The sequence below is a fragment of the Proteus vulgaris genome (genome assembly GCF_033708015.1).
In the GTDB taxonomy this organism is placed as follows: Bacteria; Pseudomonadota; Gammaproteobacteria; order Enterobacterales; family Enterobacteriaceae; genus Proteus.
Map to the genome: position 1 here is coordinate 2,607,995 of NZ_CP137920.1, position 19,369 is coordinate 2,627,363.

Annotated in this window: 13 protein-coding genes; 9 read left to right on the plus strand and 4 right to left on the minus strand. The window is 37.5% G+C overall.

Annotated features, from left to right (window positions below; genetic code table 11):
- Window positions 1-2: 2 nt before the first annotated feature.
- A complete protein-coding gene (rcsD, locus tag SB028_RS12445; protein ID WP_069368015.1) occupies window positions 3-2,711 on the plus strand; it encodes a phosphotransferase RcsD in 2,709 nt (902 codons plus the stop codon).
- A 2-nt stretch (window positions 2,712-2,713) separates the two neighbouring features.
- Window positions 2,714-3,370 (plus strand): response regulator transcription factor RcsB, encoded by a 657-nt coding sequence (gene rcsB, locus SB028_RS12450; RefSeq protein ID WP_318859455.1) that lies wholly within the window; start codon window positions 2,714-2,716, stop codon window positions 3,368-3,370.
- Window positions 3,371-3,592: 222 nt separating this feature from the next.
- On the opposite strand, the gene rcsC is transcribed toward rcsB, so the two are convergent.
- Both rcsC and gyrA read right to left on the minus strand, forming a co-directional pair.
- Complete coding sequence (gene rcsC, locus SB028_RS12455) at window positions 3,593-6,439, minus strand: two-component system sensor histidine kinase RcsC (RefSeq protein ID WP_074454078.1); 2,847 nt, start codon at window positions 6,437-6,439, stop codon at window positions 3,593-3,595.
- 189 nt (window positions 6,440-6,628) lie between these two features.
- Window positions 6,629-9,256: a DNA topoisomerase (ATP-hydrolyzing) subunit A gene (gene gyrA, locus SB028_RS12460; RefSeq protein ID WP_069368012.1), complete on the minus strand. Its 2,628-nt coding sequence runs from the start codon at window positions 9,254-9,256 to the stop codon at window positions 6,629-6,631.
- 172 nt (window positions 9,257-9,428) lie between these two features.
- On the opposite strand from gyrA, the gene ubiG reads away from it, so the two are divergent.
- The 6 genes from ubiG to tyrP all read left to right on the plus strand — a co-directional run bounded on the left by ubiG (window position 9,429) and on the right by tyrP (window position 15,966).
- Window positions 9,429-10,166: a bifunctional 2-polyprenyl-6-hydroxyphenol methylase/3-demethylubiquinol 3-O-methyltransferase UbiG gene (gene ubiG, locus SB028_RS12465; protein WP_069368011.1), complete on the plus strand. Its 738-nt coding sequence runs from the start codon at window positions 9,429-9,431 to the stop codon at window positions 10,164-10,166.
- Window positions 10,167-10,514: 348 nt separating this feature from the next.
- Window positions 10,515-12,803 (plus strand): class 1a ribonucleoside-diphosphate reductase subunit alpha, encoded by a 2,289-nt coding sequence (gene nrdA, locus SB028_RS12470; protein ID WP_069368009.1) that lies wholly within the window; start codon window positions 10,515-10,517, stop codon window positions 12,801-12,803.
- 11 nt (window positions 12,804-12,814) lie between these two features.
- On the plus strand, window positions 12,815-13,945 hold the full coding sequence (gene nrdB / locus SB028_RS12475; protein ID WP_069368008.1) for a class Ia ribonucleoside-diphosphate reductase subunit beta: 1,131 nt from the start codon (window positions 12,815-12,817) through the stop codon (window positions 13,943-13,945).
- 25 nt (window positions 13,946-13,970) lie between these two features.
- Complete coding sequence (gene yfaE / locus SB028_RS12480; RefSeq protein WP_069368007.1) at window positions 13,971-14,249, plus strand: class I ribonucleotide reductase maintenance protein YfaE; 279 nt, start codon at window positions 13,971-13,973, stop codon at window positions 14,247-14,249.
- A gap of 90 nt (window positions 14,250-14,339) precedes the next feature.
- Window positions 14,340-14,573, plus strand: coding sequence for a YgdI/YgdR family lipoprotein (locus tag SB028_RS12485; RefSeq protein ID WP_069368006.1), 234 nt, complete (start codon window positions 14,340-14,342; stop codon window positions 14,571-14,573).
- 181 nt (window positions 14,574-14,754) lie between these two features.
- Window positions 14,755-15,966 carry a tyrosine transporter TyrP gene (gene tyrP, locus SB028_RS12490; RefSeq protein ID WP_069368005.1) on the plus strand — a complete coding sequence of 404 codons (1,212 nt, stop codon included), beginning with the start codon at window positions 14,755-14,757 and terminating at the stop codon, window positions 15,964-15,966.
- A 91-nt stretch (window positions 15,967-16,057) separates the two neighbouring features.
- Here tyrP and SB028_RS12495 read toward each other — a convergent pair whose 3' ends face one another.
- Window positions 16,058-16,600, minus strand: coding sequence for a YfaZ family outer membrane protein (locus tag SB028_RS12495; protein ID WP_069368004.1), 543 nt, complete (start codon window positions 16,598-16,600; stop codon window positions 16,058-16,060).
- Window positions 16,601-16,883: 283 nt separating this feature from the next.
- Here SB028_RS12495 and SB028_RS12500 point away from each other — a divergent pair, with 283 nt between their 5' ends.
- Window positions 16,884-18,338: a catalase gene (locus SB028_RS12500; RefSeq protein ID WP_069368003.1), complete on the plus strand. Its 1,455-nt coding sequence runs from the start codon at window positions 16,884-16,886 to the stop codon at window positions 18,336-18,338.
- Window positions 18,339-18,422: 84 nt separating this feature from the next.
- Here SB028_RS12500 and SB028_RS12505 read toward each other — a convergent pair whose 3' ends face one another.
- The gene (locus tag SB028_RS12505; RefSeq protein WP_069368002.1) at window positions 18,423-19,304 is read right to left on the minus strand and encodes an AbaSI family restriction endonuclease; all 882 of its coding nucleotides are present in this window, start codon (window positions 19,302-19,304) and stop codon (window positions 18,423-18,425) included.
- Window positions 19,305-19,369: the final 65 nt, after the last annotated feature.

Consider the following 19,369-nt stretch of genomic DNA (forward strand, 5'->3'; position numbering starts at 1 on the left):
GAATGCGTACATTGAACCAACTCAAGCCAAATACACTAACTCGCTTATATGCCCTGTTTCTTCTTTTTATGGTCATATCACTTTTTCTATACGCTTACAGTTATTTTGATGTTTGGCTAGATAGCAAAAAGAACGCTATCAATAATACAACTCACAAATTCGCTCGACAGGTTGAAGATTACCGTTATCACTCTAACCAACTTTTTCAGTTATCAAATAAAATAACCGATACCTCGGCATTCCCTATATTGAAACTTAATCCAATAAAGTTACGTTCTGATGTATTTTGGCTAGAGGGGCGAGACCAAACCGTAGATTCCATTGTATTTGGTAAACCCAATGAGCAAACCTTTCAGTTAGCGCAACGATTTGCAAATTCACTCGAAATTCTTTGGGGTGTACGTAATGATTACAGTTCACTTTATTATCTAAATGGCAAAGGGAATGATCTTATCTTAATTACGACCCATTCGGTGCTTAAGCCAGAGATCCGTTACAAAGAAAGCTATTTAACATTAACCGCGGAAAATAAGCGTTCTGAGTTATTAATGCAATCAACGGCATTAGATGAAAAAGAAAGTCTTTCTCCCATTAGGAAGATGTCTACGGAAAACATCTATTACTACACTTATCGTATTATGTTTAATGTGCCGGGTCAGTTAACCAGCGTAGTGGCGTTTGATTTACCAATCAATAATTTCTTGCCTTCAGAGCTCTCTCCGCACTACTTAAGATTACTTCCAACAGGTCAGCAATCTGTTTATGACAAGAATAACATTGAAATATCAACTGATGGCTCTTCACTGATTTTCTCTCAACCGATTATCGGGATCCCATATTCACTCTCTTATGAATATCCGATAAAATCGATGGTAAAAGAAATTGCCTACAAAAATATTTGGTTATTAATCAGCCTATTGGCATTTATTTCTATCTCCGTCTTTGGTCATATCTATATCCGTAATAAATACGTTTTCCCTTATATCTCTATGACCCGTAATCTACGGATCAAAGAAGAAATGACAAATGACATCATTTCAAATCTCCCGATAGGATTATTAGTCTATAATTTTTCCTCTAACCATAAGATTATTAGTAATAGTCATGCAGAAAAATTACTGCCTCATATCGATTTATCTAAGATCCGTCAGATGGCGGTTGAGCACAATGGTTTAATCCAAACGGCCATCAACAACGAAATTTATGAAATAAGAACAAGTAATAACAACAATATTGACAATACATCATTATTCATATTTCTGAATAAAGATAACGAAGCACTTATCAATAAAAAATTACAACTTGCACAGCAAGAATATGAGAAAAACACCATCGCACGACGCAAGATCTTATCTAATATGTCATTAGAATTAATGCGTCCCATCAAAGATATAAATGAGATGGTTTATCAGTTCAAGGAATTATTGCCCGAAGACACTCACCAGCAATTGCTTAGCTTATTATTAGAAAAAACAAATTACATTTCTGAATGGATAGAAAACATTACATTAATTAATAAGTTAGAAAATCAAGAATGGAAAATTCATCAGGATGAATTTGAACTATCAACATTAGTTGAATCTATTCTAATAACAGCCTCACCTTTTATGATAAGAAAAGGCCTAACACTTTATTTCCACAATAATATAAGTCCTGGTTTACTTTTAATTAATGATGGCCCTGCTTTAAGTAAGATTATTTTATCATTGATTAATTATGCCATTAGTACGACTAATTATGGAAAGATAACCGTTAATCTGAATTTAGTTAAAAATAAAGATAAAGAAGAAATACTTATTGATATTATTGATAGTGGAAGCGGCCTTACACCTCAAGATATTGCTAATATAAAATACCCATTCTTAGGTGAAGCAATGGGAGACAAATATTATTCTAATTCAGGTATCATTTTTTATTTATGCCATTTGCTATGTAATAAAATACAAGGAGAATTAACGATTAAGAGCCAAGAAAGTATTGGTTCTCATTTCCGAATTGCACTCCCATACCAGCATATAGATACGGAAGAACGGACGTTTAACGTATTATTAGAAGGAATAAATGCAAAACTCGCCATAAAAAACCCTGAAATAGAAAAAATCATCTGCCAACAGCTTGATAAATATGGCGCTACATACTTTGATAAAAATAGAGAGAATCTTTATCCTGAATACGATATCATACTTAGGGATACGCCGAATGATAACCCTGAATCACCAACAATATTATTAATGAGCTCTATTGTTGGATTTGAAAAAATATCAAAAGATTTAATAAAGTGTAACTATAACTTCGGTGATCCTTTAATAGAGGCTATTACTTATTTAATTGAAGAAAATGAGTCATTTCTTCTAGATACATGCCAAGAGAGTATTTTGAATGAAAATAATAACCTTGATAAATACGAAGTAATTCTTAATAATTATAGGAAGAAGTTGAATGGTAGTGATTATAAGGAACTATTTATCAGTACTGTTCCTATTGATGTTGAAAAACTACACTTAGAAGCAACAAATAAAGACTTTCATTCTCTAGCCCAAACAGCTCATCGTCTAAAAGGGGTTTTTGCCATGTTAGATTTAGAATATCTCAGAGAAAGCTGTGAATATTTAGAGCATGACATAAAAAATCATAATGAATTAGAGATCAAAGAACGTATCACTCAACTGGATAAATGGATTCAACAGTTGCTGCAGCAAGGTAACAATTAAACATGAATAACCTTAATATTATTATTGCCGATGATCACCCAATTGTTTTATTCGGCATTCGTAAATCTTTAGAACAAATTGAATGGGTTAATGTTGTAGGTGAATTTGAAGATTCAACTTCACTTATCAATAACTTACCCAAGTTAAATGTAGATGCTTTAATTACAGACTTGTCTATGCCTGGCGATAAGTATGGTGATGGTATTACACTCATCAAGTACATCAAAAGACATTATCCTAATTTGTCGATTATTGTACTCACAATGAATAACAACCCTGCTATTTTAAGCGCAGTTCTTGATCTTGAAATTGAAGGTATTGTACTTAAACAAGGTGCTCCAACTGATCTACCGAAGGCCTTAGCTGCACTGCAAAAAGGCAAAAAATTTATGCCTGAAAGCGTAGCGAAGCTACTTGAAAAAGTAAATGCAAATGGTTATGGCGATAAGCGTTTATCACCAAAAGAAAGTGAAGTACTGAGATTATTTGCTGAAGGTTTTCTTATAACCGAAATTGCGAAAAAACTTAATCGTAGTATTAAAACGATTAGTAGTCAGAAAAAATCAGCCATGATGAAATTAGGTGTCGATAACGATATCGCATTACTTAATTATTTGTCATCAGTGACTATTGATAAGGAAATTAACGGCCCAGATTAATTTCACTACAGTTATCTTAGTCGCACCGATAAAATCAGGAAGCTCAACCCTTTGTGGGAGCTTCTCTGCTTTTAGGTGTTTACTCTTTATCCTCCATTCTGTTAGGGCTTTCCTCTTTCTTCCCTACCAATATTTACCTGTTTAGAAGCACCTTATAAGCGATACCGCTTATATTATGCCTTTTAATCCGTTTTACACTCACAGGCTGTAATAGAAACGTCTTCACGCTCTAGAATGATCTTTTGGAATATACTTTACCAATACTTCTCTTAAAATAGAGAGCGAAACAGGTTTAGAAACACAATCATTCATTCCTGCATCAATACAGCGTTGCTTCTCTTCTGCAATCGCATTCGCCGTCACACCAATTACTGGCATATTACTGCCTATTTCTCTTATATGTGTTGCTAGCTGATAGCCATTCATATTTGGCATATTGACATCCGTCAGAATGATATCAACATGATTTTTAGTTAAATACGTTAATGCATCACAGCCATCTTCTGCGGTGGCTGTATTAAAACCGATTTTTTTCAGTTGATCGGTCAACAATAAGCGATTTATTGGGTGATCATCAACAATAAGAACCGTTAAGGTTTGTAAGCCACAATCCGTATCTTGCTTCACGATTTCCACGCAATTTGCTTCAACTTTGTTTTGCGGCAGCTGGAGTATTATTTTAGTTAACTCGTTTAGTTTATAAGTACTGCAAACCCATACATTTTCAGCTGTTTTCTTCGACGGCTCAAAGTAATGCTCATTGATCCTAATAAATTGGCAGTTATCTTTTCTTGGTGTATCGTAATCGGTGATAATAAAATCGGTTGAAGAGATCACCACTTCTTCAGTAAGCAATTCACAACTCAAGCCAAAATAACGAAGATATCGATTAATAAAACCTTCTAAATAAAGATTTTTAATATCAATAAAACAACGAATATTACTTTCTTTATAAATATTCTGTTTAGAGAAAGGCTCTATTTCTTTTAAAGCACCATAAAGGGGTATACGAACCGTAAAACGACTCCCAATATTTTCTTGGGAAACGACGCTGATATCCCCATCCATTAAGTGGATCAACTTTTCACAAATAGCTAAACCTAATCCTGTTCCTTCTGAGGCACTTTCTGTATTTTGAGACACTTGGAAGAAAGGTTCAAAAAGCTCATGTAATGCTTTGTCACTGATCCCCCGTCCTGTATCGTGAATATCGAAATAGAGATAATAATCATCTTTATAAAGATGTAAGGTAATACATCCCGTCGTGGTAAATTTTATACTGTTATTCAATAGATTAGAGATAACTTGTTGTACACGAACAGGATCACTATTGACAATTTTAGGTACATCAGGTTCGATAAAACAGTAAATAGCCAAGCCTTTTTTCGCAATCAAAGGTAAATAGTTAGAGATAACAAAAGAGAGCACTTGCCGACAATTAAAAGGCTGAATATCGATTTTTAACTGTTTAGATTCAATTTTCGAGAAATCGAGAATATCACTAATAATTTTTAGTAATAACGATGAGGAGTTATCCATTGTTTTTAACAATCGAGCAGTATCATCGCTTTGTGTCAAAGATTGCAATAACTCTAAATTGCCAATAATTCCATAAAGTGGCGTTCGTAATTCATGACTAACCGTTGCCAAAAACATCGATTTCGCTTGGTTAGCTTGCTCCGCAGCTGTTGCCATATTTTGTAGTGAGCGCTCCATTTTAACCCGTGCGCTAATATCCACTAAAACACAAATAGCCACATCTTCATTTTGATAACGTGAATTAACAAAACTTATTTGCAGATGGTTACGATTATTCGTCACAACATCGACCATATTGCTACTTTTTTCAGCAATAATAGAAAGAATATTTTGTTTATCGCTATGGCTAAGTAAGCGAAAATAGTTATGTGCTAACTCGTTACTTAAAATGATCATGCCATCACGTATTCTAAGAATACTGATCCCAACTGGCGCCGATGCCACAATCTTGTGATTAAATTGTTCGTGTTCTTCTAGGCGAGAGGCATTATTTTCGGCTGGAGAGAATATTTTTCTCTCAAAAATCCATACGAAGATGAAAATCACAATGGCTGAAATAATATTTAAGATTAGCGCATTAAAAATTGTGAATTTGAATTCATTTAAAATTTGCTTAAGGGGTAATGAATACACCACACTAAAAGACGAAGGCAATAATTTACGCTTAGCAACTAAGTCACTAAAGTCTTCATCAAATCCAAAATAAGGCGCACTGACATCAGGAACGTCTTTAACCGTATGATAATTATTTTCTGCAGGGTAGCTTAAAATCGTGGTATTTCTGCTATTAAGAAGATGAATTGAAATCACTCTATCTTTGGCAGGAGAAAAATATTCAAGACGAATAGCCCTCTCAATACCAATCAAACCAATAAATTTACCTGAGGCATAAACTGGTGACATAACATATAAAATGCCACTATCCCCTTTTGCATCTGGTACTATCCAATATTGGTTAACTTCTTTACCTTGTGCGCGTTGATTGACATAGTTACGTGTATTTTCATAAACCATCTTTTTCAACATTTCAGTATCAACAGGAGATGCACGCAAAGGGAAGTTAATCATACACATGCTATGGGAGCCAACCATAAAGACTTGGTTTATCCCTTGTAAGGCAGGGGTATTATCTTTCCAATAATATAAGATACTGTTAAATGAGCGGAAATAGTTGTTTGTTTGCCCTTTAAATAGTTCACAATCAGCAGTTTCATTAAGCTTATGAAGTGAAAATGGCCCTTCATAAAATAATGAATTTTTCATACTTGGGTTTAAGTTAATTTGTTCTTGGTGACGTTCTGCAAGGTATTGTAAATCACGGATAGTGCCAGAGGTTTGTCTAAAGAAACCAAGGAGATTAGTATAGTTATTACTATACTCTTGTCGAATATCGGATTTAGTATCATTGAAGATATTGATAAGGTAAAACATGGTTAACAATGCGCCCATTGCCCACAACATAATACCTAATATGCGAAAAAGGTAGCGGGAAATTTTTAACGATGTTTTAAAGGACGAGAGATATCTCAAACAACCACCCTAATCAATATTCCTATCGCATAAGCAACTTATTCTATTCTAGCAGAAGTTACTGCATGTCTGAATGATATGATCTTTATCATCAGGATAATTTTTTCTGATGATAAATTGTGCCTACCACATAAAAAAAGCAGGCAATTATGCCTGCTTTATTTTATTTATACACCAAAATAATAAATATTATTCTTCGTCCGCATCATCTACTGAATCTGAATCAGGTGCTTCGGATGATTCATCGTTAATCACTTCATTAACTTCATCGTCGTCTAATGCATCATCTTCATCTTCAACACGCTGCAAGCCAACAACCAACTCACCTTCCGCTGTACGAATTAAAGTAACACCTTGTGTATTACGTCCAACAATGCTGACTTCAGAAACACGAGTACGAACTAATGTACCTGCATTGGTGATCATCATAATTTGGTCAGTTTCTTCAACTTGAATTGCACCAACAACTTTACCGTTACGCTCACTCACTTTAATAGAGATAACGCCTTGTGTTGCACGATTTTTCGTTGGGTATTCGCTTTGAGCTGTACGTTTACCATAACCATTTTCAGTTACGGTTAAGATATCACCTTCACCACGAGGAATGATGAGTGAAACCACTTTATCGTCATCACTCAATTTCATACCACGAACACCGGTCGCAGTACGCCCCATTGGGCGAACACAATCTTCTGCAAAGCGAACCACTTTACCTTCGGCAGAGAACAACATCACTTCGTTAGTGCTATCGGTTAAATCAACACCAATTAACTCATCGCCTTCATTTAAATTAACGGCAATGATACCTGCACTACGAGGACGACTGAAATCTTGCAGAGGTGTTTTCTTCACGGTTCCGCTTGCCGTTGCCATAAAGACAAACTTATCTTCTTCATACTCTCTTACTGGCAAAATAGCGGTAATACGTTCATTTTGTTCAAGAGGTAATAAGTTGATAATTGGACGACCACGCGCACCACGACTTGCCTCTGGTAGCTGGTAAACTTTCATCCAATAGAGACGACCACGGCTTGAGAAGCATAAAATCGTATCATGGGTGTTTGCCACCAATAGACGATCGATAAAGTCTTCTTCTTTAATTCTCGCTGCTGATTTACCTTTACCGCCACGTCGCTGTGCTTCGTAATCAGTAAGTGGTTGATATTTTACGTAACCTTGATGAGAAAGTGTCACTACAACATTTTCTTCATTGATCAAGTCTTCGATATTAATATCCGCTGTATTTTCAGTGATCTCAGTACGACGAGGATCGTTATATTGATCTTTAATCGCATTTAGCTCTTCACGAATGACTTCCATCAGACGCTCTGGGCTTCTTAGGATATGTAATAACTCAGCAATTTGGAGTAATAGCTCACGATATTCATCTAACAGTTTTTCATGTTCAAGGCCTGTCAGTTTCTGCAAACGCAGATCCAAAATAGCTTGAGCTTGTTGCTCTGTCAGATAGTACTTACCGTCATGCACGCCATATTGTTGCTCTAACCATTCAGGACGAGCAACATTGCTGTCGCCAGCACGCTCTAACATGGTAGAAACACTACCTAAATCCCAAGGTTGTGCAATTAATGCCGCTTTTGCTTCTGCTGGATTTGGTGCTTGACGGATCATTTCAATAACAGGGTCAATGTTCGCCAAGGCAACAGCTAATGCTTCTAAGATATGGGCACGGTCACGCGCTTTACGTAATTCATAAATCGTACGACGAGTAACAACTTCACGACGGTGACGAATAAAGGCAGAGATAATTTCTTTTAAATTTAATAGTTTTGGCTGACCTTGGTGAAGAGCAACCATATTAATACCGAAAGAAACCTGCATTTGTGTTTGTGAGAATAAGTGATTTAATACCACTTCACCCACAGCATCACGTTTGATTTCAACGACAATACGCATGCCGTCTTTATCAGATTCGTCACGTAGTCCGCTAATGCCTTCAATACGCTTATCTTTAACAAGCTCTGCAATTTTTTCAATTAAGCGAGCTTTATTCACTTGATAAGGAATTTCTGTCACGATAATCGTTTCGCGACCTGTTTTCTCATCAGTTTCGATATCAGCCTGAGCACGGATATAAATTTTTCCGCGACCAGTACGGTAAGCATCTAAAATTCCTCTGCGGCCATTAATAATAGCCGCCGTCGGGAAATCAGGCCCCGTAATATGTTCCATCAACTCTTCAATCGTGATGTCTTCATTATCAACGTAAGCAAGACAACCGTCGATAACTTCGCCTAGGTTATGTGGAGGAATATTTGTTGCCATCCCTACCGCAATCCCTGAAGAACCATTGACTAACAAGTTTGGAATACGGGTTGGCATTACTGCCGGAATATGTTCTGTTCCATCATAGTTAGGAACAAAATCAACCGTTTCTTTTTCCAAATCCGCCAGCAGTTCATGGGCGATTTTCGCCATACGAACTTCGGTATAACGCATCGCAGCCGCCGAGTCACCATCAACTGACCCGAAGTTACCCTGCCCGTCAACCAACATGTAACGCATAGAAAAAGGCTGTGCTAAACGAACAATCGTTTCATAAACAGCACTGTCACCGTGCGGGTGATATTTACCGATAACATCCCCAACAACACGGGCTGATTTTTTATAAGGTTTATTCCAATCGTTTCCTAGTACATTCATCGCGAAAAGCACTCGGCGGTGTACTGGCTTCAGTCCGTCTCGAACATCGGGTAATGCGCGTCCTACAATAACAGACATCGCATAATCCAAATATGAGCTTTTCAGCTCTTCTTCGATATTAACTGGTGTGATTTCTCTGGCAATGTCGCTCATGGAGCCACTGTCCCTCATACTACGGATTCAAAGGTTTAGAACTATACCACAAATCGCCAATTTTTGGAAAAAGGAAACAACTAAATTAATGATCGTTTCTCTATTCTCTTCGATTTCGGCGTCTAACGTTGGTAGAATCATGACAATATAAAAATAGGAGTAATACTTTCTGATGAATGATAAAACAACCTCTTTACATGCTAACGTGGATCAGCATGAAATCGACAAGTTTGAAAGCGTCGCATCACGGTGGTGGGATCTTGATGGTGAATTTAAGCCATTGCACCGCATCAACCCACTAAGACTCAACTATATTCAAGAACGCGCTGACGGCCTATTTGGAAAAAAAGTCCTCGATGTTGGTTGTGGTGGCGGTATTTTGTCTGAAAGTATGGCATGCGTTGGGGCTGAAGTAACGGGGCTTGATATGGGTACAGAGCCATTACAAGTTGCACGTTTGCACTCACTCGAATCAGGTATTCCTGTCACTTACATTCAAGATACCGTTGAAAACCACGCAAATGAAAACCCACAAACTTACGACGTTGTTACTTGCATGGAGATGTTAGAACACGTTCCTGACCCATCTTCTGTTGTAAGAGCCTGCGCCAAACTGGTAAAACCAGGTGGACATGTTTTCTTTTCAACCATCAATCGTAATAAAAAAGCGTGGCTAATGCTGGTCGTCGGTGCAGAGTATATTCTGAATATGGTACCTAAGGGCACACATGATGCTAATAAGTTTATTCGTCCATCAGAATTACTGAGTTGGGTCGATGAAACCGATTTACGTAGCAAAAATATGATTGGTTTACATTATAACCCTATCACTGATAAATTCCGATTAGCGCCAAATGTTGATGTGAATTATATGGTGCACACACAATCGACACATAACTCGAATTTGTGAAATTGAAAGTTTGATTTGGTTTAATAAAACATCAAACGATCACATTTTTTAAAATTGACTTTACATCGATGTCACTTGAATTTGTGTTTCTTACTGCCTGTATTTATGCAGGGTACAGGCAGTTATTAAAAAATTTATCCCCTATTTATCCACAGAAACAATCAGATTTGTACACTTGATCAATCTCTCAATTACCTTTATCTTGTTATCACCATTTGAACCAACCCCTATATATTGTGTTTCCTTAAATTTCACACCACAAGACTCCTTGGCACAGATTGTCATCGGGAGCGTTTTTTTGCGGTATAAAATTTCAGGTAGCACTAATGCAAGAAAGGTGCATCGCTCATGAATCACAGCCTACTCGTTACAAAACGTGATGGTCATAAAGAACGCATTGACTTAGACAAAATTCACCGTGTTATTACCTGGGCCGCAGAAGGTCTAGAAAATGTCTCTGTATCTCAAGTTGAATTACGTTCTCAGATTCAGTTTTATGATGGTATCAAAACTGCTGATATCCATGAAACGCTGGTAAAAGCGGCTGCAGACTTAATCTCTGGTGAAACGCCTGATTATCAGTATCTCGCTGCCCGTCTTGCCGTATTTAATTTACGTAAAAAAGCGTATGGTCAATTTGAGCCACCGACACTGTATGAGCACGTTAAAAAATTAGTCGATTTAGGCAAATACGATCGCCATCTTCTTGAAGATTACACACAGGAAGAGTTCGAACAGATGAATAGCTTTATTGTTCATCAACGTGATATGAATTTCTCCTACGCCGCGGTTAAACAATTAGAAGGTAAATACTTCGTTCAAAACCGTATTACAGGCGAAATTTACGAAAGCGCACAGTTCTTATATGTTTTAGTTGCAGCTTGCTTGTTCTCTCGTTATCCACAAGCAACACGTATGGACTATATCGAACGTTTCTATAATGCGATTTCAACCTTTAAAATCTCATTACCGACGCCAATCATGGCGGGTGTAAGAACACCAACTCGTCAATTTAGCTCTTGTGTTTTAATTGAGTGCGACGACAGCCTTGATTCTATCAATGCGACATCAAGTGCGATTGTGAAATATGTTTCTCAGCGTGCAGGTATTGGGATTAATGCAGGTCGTATTCGTGCATTAGGTAGTGCTATTCGTAATGGTGAAGCATTCCATACGGGTTGTATCCCATTCTATAAACACTTCCAAACTGCGGTAAAATCTTGCTCGCAAGGTGGTGTTCGTGGTGGTGCGGCAACCTTGTTCTATCCATTATGGCATTTAGAAGTTGAAAGCCTGCTGGTACTGAAAAATAACCGTGGTGTTGATGATAACCGTGTTCGTCATTTAGATTACGGCGTTCAATTAAACAAATTAATGTATGAACGTTTAATCAAAGACCAGAATATTACTTTATTCAGTCCTTCTGATGTCCCTGGTTTATATGATGCATTCTTTGCTGATCAAGATGAATTTGAACGTTTATATGTGCAATATGAGAAAGATAAGAGCATCCGCCAAAAACAAGTTAAAGCGGTTGAATTATTCTCATTAATGATGCAAGAACGTGCCTCAACTGGTCGTATCTATATTCAGAACGTTGACCATTGTAATACACATAGCCCATTTGATCCGGCAATTGCACCAATTCGCCAATCAAACTTATGCTTAGAAATCGCACTGCCTACTAAACCATTAAATGATATTAAAGATCCTAATGGTGAAATTGCACTGTGTACATTATCTGCATTTAACTTAGGTGCAATTGAAAATCTTGATGAATTAGAAGAACTTGCTCGTTTAGCTGTTCGTTCATTAGATGCGTTATTAGATTACCAAGATTATCCAATCTTAGCAGCCAAACAAGGTGCAATGGGTCGTCGTACCTTAGGTATTGGTGTCATTAACTTTGCTTATTATTTAGCGAAGCACGGTGTTCGCTACTCCGATGGTAGCGCAAATAACTTAACCCATCGTGCATTTGAAGCCATTCAATACTATTTATTAAAAGCATCTAATGAATTAGCGAAAGAACAAGGCGCATGTCCATGGTTTAATGAAACCACTTACGCTGAAGGTATTTTACCTATTGATACCTATAAAAAATCATTGGATGTACTGACAAAAGAACCGCTGCATTACGATTGGGAAGGTTTACGCAAAGACATTAAAGCGCACGGTTTACGTAATTCAACACTGTCTGCGCTGATGCCATCAGAAACATCTTCACAGATTTCGAATGCAACAAATGGTATCGAACCACCTCGTGGTTATATCAGTATTAAAGCCTCTAAAGACGGTATTTTACGTCAAGTGGTTCCTGAGTATGAGCGTTTAAAAGGCGCTTATGAATTACTGTGGCAAATGCCAAGTATTGAAGGTTACTTGCAGTTAGTGGGTATCATGCAGAAATTCGTTGACCAAGCAATTTCAGCAAACACTAACTACGATCCTACTCGTTTCCCTAGCGGTAAGGTTCCAATGAACCAACTGCTGAAAGATTTGCTGCTCGCTTACAAATATGGTGTAAAAACACTTTATTACCACAATACCCGTGATGGTGCAGACGATGTACAGGGTGATCTGGAAGTCGTTGAGACAGAAGATTCAGATTGTGAAGGCGGCGCGTGTAAAATTTAATTGAGGAAGCTATGTCTTATACTACTTTTTCACAAGTTAAAAATGATCAACTTCAGGAGCCCATGTTTTTTGGGCAATCTGTTAACGTAGCGCGTTATGATCAGCAAAAATACCCTATTTTTGAAAAGCTAATTGAAAAACAACTCTCCTTCTTCTGGCGTCCAGAAGAAGTGGACGTTTCTCGTGATCGTATTGACTATAATGCGTTGCCTGATCATGAAAAACATATTTTTATTAGTAATTTAAAATATCAAACACTGTTGGATTCAATTCAAGGAAGAAGCCCTAACGTGGCTTTCTTACCTTTAATCTCAATTCCAGAGTTAGAGACATGGGTTGAAACATGGTCATTCTCTGAAACCATTCACTCACGTTCTTATACACATATTATTCGTAATATTGTTAACGATCCGTCCGTTGTATTTGATGACATCGTTGAAAATGAAGAAATTTTAAAACGTGCGCGTGATATTTCTTCTTATTATGATGAATTAATCAAGCTGACCAATCTTTATCACATGTATGGTGAAGGTGAACATCAGGTTAAAGGTAAAACAGTTCATGTCACATTACGCAAATTAAAGAAACAGCTTTATCTGTGCTTAATGAGCGTCAACGCACTAGAAGCGATCCGTTTCTACGTTAGTTTTGCCTGTTCATTTGCCTTTGCAGAACGTGAACTGATGGAAGGTAACGCGAAAATCATTAGACTCATAGCGCGTGATGAAGCGCTACACTTAACAGGTACACAGCATATGCTGAATTTATTGCGTTCAGGTCAAGATGATCCTGAAATGGCAGAAATTGCAGCTGAATGTGAGCAAGAGTGTTATGACCTGTTTGTTGAAGCCGCTGAGCAAGAAAAAGAGTGGGCTGAATACCTATTCTCTGAAGGCTCAATGATTGGTTTAAATAAAGATATCCTTTGCCAATATGTTGAATATATTACAAATATTCGCATGCAAGCTGTGGGTCTTAAATTACCATTTAAAGCGCGCTCTAACCCTATTCCATGGATCAATGCATGGTTAGTGTCTGACAACGTTCAAGTTGCGCCTCAAGAAGTGGAAGTCAGTTCTTACCTCGTGGGTCAAATCGATTCACAAGTTGATACTGATGACTTAAGTAACTTTGAACTGTAATACTGAGAAATAATAGCGATACGTTATGGCATCTCATAAAGTGACCCTGCATCAGCAGGGTCCTTCAAAACCACTAGAATTCCATACTGACACCCATCCTTCTTTGCTTGATGCATTAGAACACGGGAAAGTCCAAATCGAATACCAATGTCGCGAAGGCTACTGCGGCTCTTGTCGTCTACGTTTAGTGAAAGGCAAAGTTTGTTATCACAATGAGCCTTTAGCCTTTATTCAGCCTGATGAAATCTTACCTTGTAGCTGTCACCCTATCAGTGATATTGAAATAGAAATTCACTCTGAATAATTTGAATCATCTTAATTTGAGCTTTTTTCTAACACTCTTGTTCAACTTTGACTAAGGTTAAGTTAACACGATAAAAAAAGGAAAAGCATTATGAAATTAAAGTCTATTTTCTCAGTCATTGCTATTTCTACCTCAATTCTGCTCGTTGCAGGCTGTTCAAGTCCGCAAAAAATAGAAACAGTAAATGGGGAAACAATTTTAACAACAGATAAACCCCAAGAAGATGAAGCAACTGGATTAATTACCTACAAAGATGCAGAAACAGGACAGCTTAAACAAATTAATCGAGATCAAATAAGACGAATGGTAGAGCTTGACGATTAAGTCTCTTATAAACCTTCCTCTTTAAGCGCCAATTCATATTTATGATTGGCGTTTTTTTATTCATAAAACATTTTTTGTAAACTAATGATTACACTGTACGTAATTAAAATTTGACAGAAATTTACCATTCTTATACTCTGCTTTTCAAGTAAATAAAATAGTCTCGTGAACAGAGGATCTTGTGAAGAATCGCACTATAGGCAGTGTTTTTATTGTTGCAGGAACAACAATTGGGGCAGGTATGTTGGCAATGCCACTTGCTGCGGTGGGTATTGGTTTTAGCACAATGATGCTATTACTTATTGGCTTATGGTTATTGATGAGCTATACCGCATTATTGTTGGTGGAAGTTTATCAATACAACGATCCCCATACTGGTCTTGGCTCTATCGCAAAACGCTATCTCGGTATAGGCGGTCAAGTTATCACTGGACTCGCACTATTGCTATTAATGTATGCGCTAACAACAGCTTATATTAGTGGTGCAGGTGAACTCCTTTCCTCCACCCTCTCATCTTGGATTGGTCATGAGCTTTCTGTCACACAAGGTATTATTATCTTTACAGTGATTGGTGGCGCTGTGGTAGGAATTGGGACAACATCGGTTGATATGATTAACCGTCTATTATTTACCGCGAAAGTTTTCTTCCTCATATTTATGCTGATTGTGATGTTACCTCACGTTGAATCAGTAAACTTAACCTCAATGCCTGTGGCGTATGGGCTTATTCTTTCTGCTATTCCTGTTATTTTTACCTCATTTGGTTTTCATGGGAGTGTGCCAAGTATTGTCAGTTACATGAATGGGGATATTAAAAAGCTACGTATTATCTTTATTATTGGTAGTGCGATCCCACTTGTTGCTTATATTTTATGGCAAATTGCCACGTTAGGCGCTATCCCAACAAATACTTTTATGGGAATTATGGCGCAACAATCTGGATTAAATGGCTTACTGACAGCTATTCGTGATGTTGTTGCGACACCTCGCGTAAATATTGCAGTTAACCTATTTGCCGCATTAGCTTTAGCGACTTCATTCCTTGGTGTTGCATTAGGCTTATTTGATTATCTCGCTGACCTATTCAAACGCAGTAATCGCGCAACTGGGCGCATGCAATCAAGTCTATTAACGTTTGTACCGCCTTTACTGTGTGCGCTTTACTTCCCTAACTTTGTGCAAGCTCTAGCCTATGCTGCTATTGCGCTGTCAATCTTAGCGTTGCTTCTACCGGCTTTATTAGTATGGAAAGTCAGACAAGAAAAACACGGGACAGATAAATACAAAGTTAAAGGTGGGAAAGGTGCATTAGGTATTGTGTTTATTTGTGGACTCGTTGTAATTGGTATTCAAATCGCGATTACTTTTGGTTTATTACCTCAAGTAGGCTAACATTTTTATATCCGCTTTCTTATAGGCAATAAAAAAGCAGGTGCAGTTCATTGTGAACACCTGCTTTTTTGATTCAAAGATAGCGCTGGGATCAAAAACTTAAACCCGCTCCCACATAGAAACCATCCGCTAATTTATTGTTGCTTCTATTATGTGAGTTTTCGATTTCAATCACACGATAACCCGCATTAACATGCAGTGGTTTAAATACCATTAATTGAGCCCCCACATCGGCTTCATAATAAGATTTACTGCCAGAGGTTAACCCTTCTGGAGATGCATAAGCTTCTCCATACACACTTAAAGAAGGCAGAACATTCCAGTTAAGACCCACACCACCCGCTAAAGCGGCACCATCATCACCATTTTTTGGTGATAAGTAGAGTGCTTTACCTCCAACACTCGCTGAGAAAGGCCCTAATGGCAATGCGAATTTTGCACCGAGGCTACCTGTCTGACCATCATGATCACTACGTGCCCAGTTTCCGTTAAAAGAAAGACCCGCTGTAGGATCACCTAAACCAGCGCGAACATCAGTATAATGTTTCCCTGCTTGAATATTCATTGATACTGCATTGGCATTTCCAGCCACAAACAGTGCACTTATTGCGCCGACCAATAAATATTTTTTCATTGTTATTACTCCAGAAAATAATTATCCAAACTTATAATTATACAGCAAATTTATTAAACAAATTGAGTGAAAATTGAAAGATAACCTGTAGAATTTTCAATCTATGTAAATAAGTTACGTCTATTAATATTATTGGTCTAATTGGTTTTATTAATGAGTTTAATATTGCTAAAGTGGAATTACGGTCAATATAAACCATAATAAATATAAGGCTGTTCGCTTAGTTTTATTCACGCATGCTATTTTTTAGAACGTTAACTATTTCATAAACTGGAGATATGTGATGGAAAAGAAAAAGCTCACAACGGCGTCAGGCGCACCGGTTGTAGACAATAATAACTCGATGACAGCAGGCCCTCGTGGTCCAATGTTACTTCAAGATGTCTGGTTTCTAGAAAAGCTGGCTCACTTTGATCGTGAAGTTATTCCAGAAAGACGTATGCACGCGAAAGGCTCTGGTGCTTTTGGTACATTTAAAGTCACTCACGATATTACAAAATATACTCGCGCTAAAATTTTCTCTAAAGTGGGTAAAAAAACAGAAATGTTTGCGCGTTTTTCGACAGTTGCTGGTGAAAGAGGTGCAGCAGACGCCGAGCGTGATATTCGTGGCTTTGCGTTAAAATTTTATACTGAAGAAGGTAACTGGGATATGGTGGGTAACAACACTCCTGTTTTCTACCTTCGTGATGCTCTGAAATTCCCTGACTTAAACCACATTGTAAAACGTGATCCTAAAACTAACCTACGCAATATGGCATACAAATGGGATTTCTTCTCACATTTACCAGAAGCATTGCACCAATTAACTATTGATATGAGCGACCGCGGTTTACCACAAAGTTATCGTTTTATTCATGGTTTTGGTAGCCATACTTATAGCTTTATTAACAAAGATAATGAGCGCTTTTGGGTTAAATTCCACTTCCGTTGCCAGCAAGGCATTAAAAATCTGATGGATGATGAAGCTGAAGCGCTAGTCGGTAAAGATAGAGAAAGCTCGCAACGTGATTTATTTGATGCTATTGAACGTGGTGATTTCCCTCGTTGGAATTTACAGATCCAAGTGATGCCAGAAAAAGAAGCGTCAAAAGTCCCTTATAATCCTTTTGATTTAACTAAAGTTTGGCCTCATGCGGATTATCCTTTAATCGATGTAGGCTATTTCGAGTTAAATCGTAATCCTGAAAACTACTTCTCTGATGTAGAGCAAGCGGCATTTAGCCCTGCTAACATTGTTCCAGGCATTGGCTTCTCGCCAGATAAAATGTTACAAGGTCGCCTATTCTCTTATGGTGATGCTCACCGCTATCGTTTAGGTGTTAATCACCATCAAATCCCCGTCAATGCACCACAATGCCCATTCCATAATTATCACCGTGATGGTGCAATGCGTGTTGATGGCAATAGTGGTAGTGGCATTACTTACGAGCCAAATAATGGCGGAATGTTCCAAGAACAGCCTAATTTTAAAGAACCACCATTATCAATTGAAGGTGCGGCAGATCATTGGAATCATCGTGAGGATGAAGATTATTTCAGTCAACCACGTGCGCTGTATGAATTACTGAGTGATGAAGAGCATCAACGTATGTTTGCGCGTATAGCAGGTGAGTTAGTGCAGGCAAGTAAAGATACACAAAAACGTCAAATTGCCCTATTTAAGAAAGTTCACCCTGAATATGGCGCTGGCGTTGAAAAAGCAATGAAAGCGTTAGCGAAAAAAGACGCTAAATAACCGTATAATAAGAAGCCTTGTGAGCAACTCGGCACTCATGCCCCTAGTAAAAAGCTAGGGGCATATTTTATATTAAAGAAATATTTAATTATATGAATTAAAGACTTTTACTTTAGTATTAATTCGTTTAAAAATATTTACTCCTTCTACGGATTGATTCTTATCTATCTGAAAAACCCCTAGAAACCGATATAACACTCGGTTAAGTTCATCTCGAGAATGAGCCATAACAATACGATAATCCCAATCTTCGATATAGTTGTTATTGACTTCAAGACTTTTCTCTGTGATCCATTCACCATCACGAGAAAGCTCATTATCCCAAACACCAGCTTTATAAAGACGAGGAAACCACACCATTGTACGACCAGATAAACCAATCGCTTTTACAATATTTTCGGGTAACTTCCAACTACCAGACTGGTGATGCCCTTTATTAATATAGCCAAAGCACTCTAAAGCATCACGATGGTAGCGAAAAATAGCATGAGGCCCAACTTCCATAAAACCAGCATTTATGTGGCGCTCAGCTGTATATTGTGCGTTATAGTCCCAAGGTAGAAAATTCTTTTGCGCCTTTAGCTTTTCTTTAGTGTCTATAAGCAAATTAACAAATTCGTCTATACTAGCATTTAACTGTTCTAGAGTAACGTTACTAGCAGGGATCCGATTTTCGATAAAACCAGTAGTTTCAATAATATCAAGCCGTCTAATTGCATCTGCTTTTTTAGCCTCATCACTATCGTGATGCTCTTCATCTATTTCCAAATACAGCTCAAGTTGCGGAAAGAATAAATCAGCAAGATATATTTTACCTGGAGAGTTTGATTTCCGAATACACTGCTGACAAACAAATTCAATTTCGGGATCGTCTAATTTATGAAATATACGGTTGATAACATAATGTTCCCATCGTTTTTTAGTTATCTTTGAAAGGGAACGTAAAATATAATCTGTTTTACTCATAAGAACATCACATCAATATCATAATAAAGTAAAATAAGCGTTTAATATTAAATAATAACAATTAT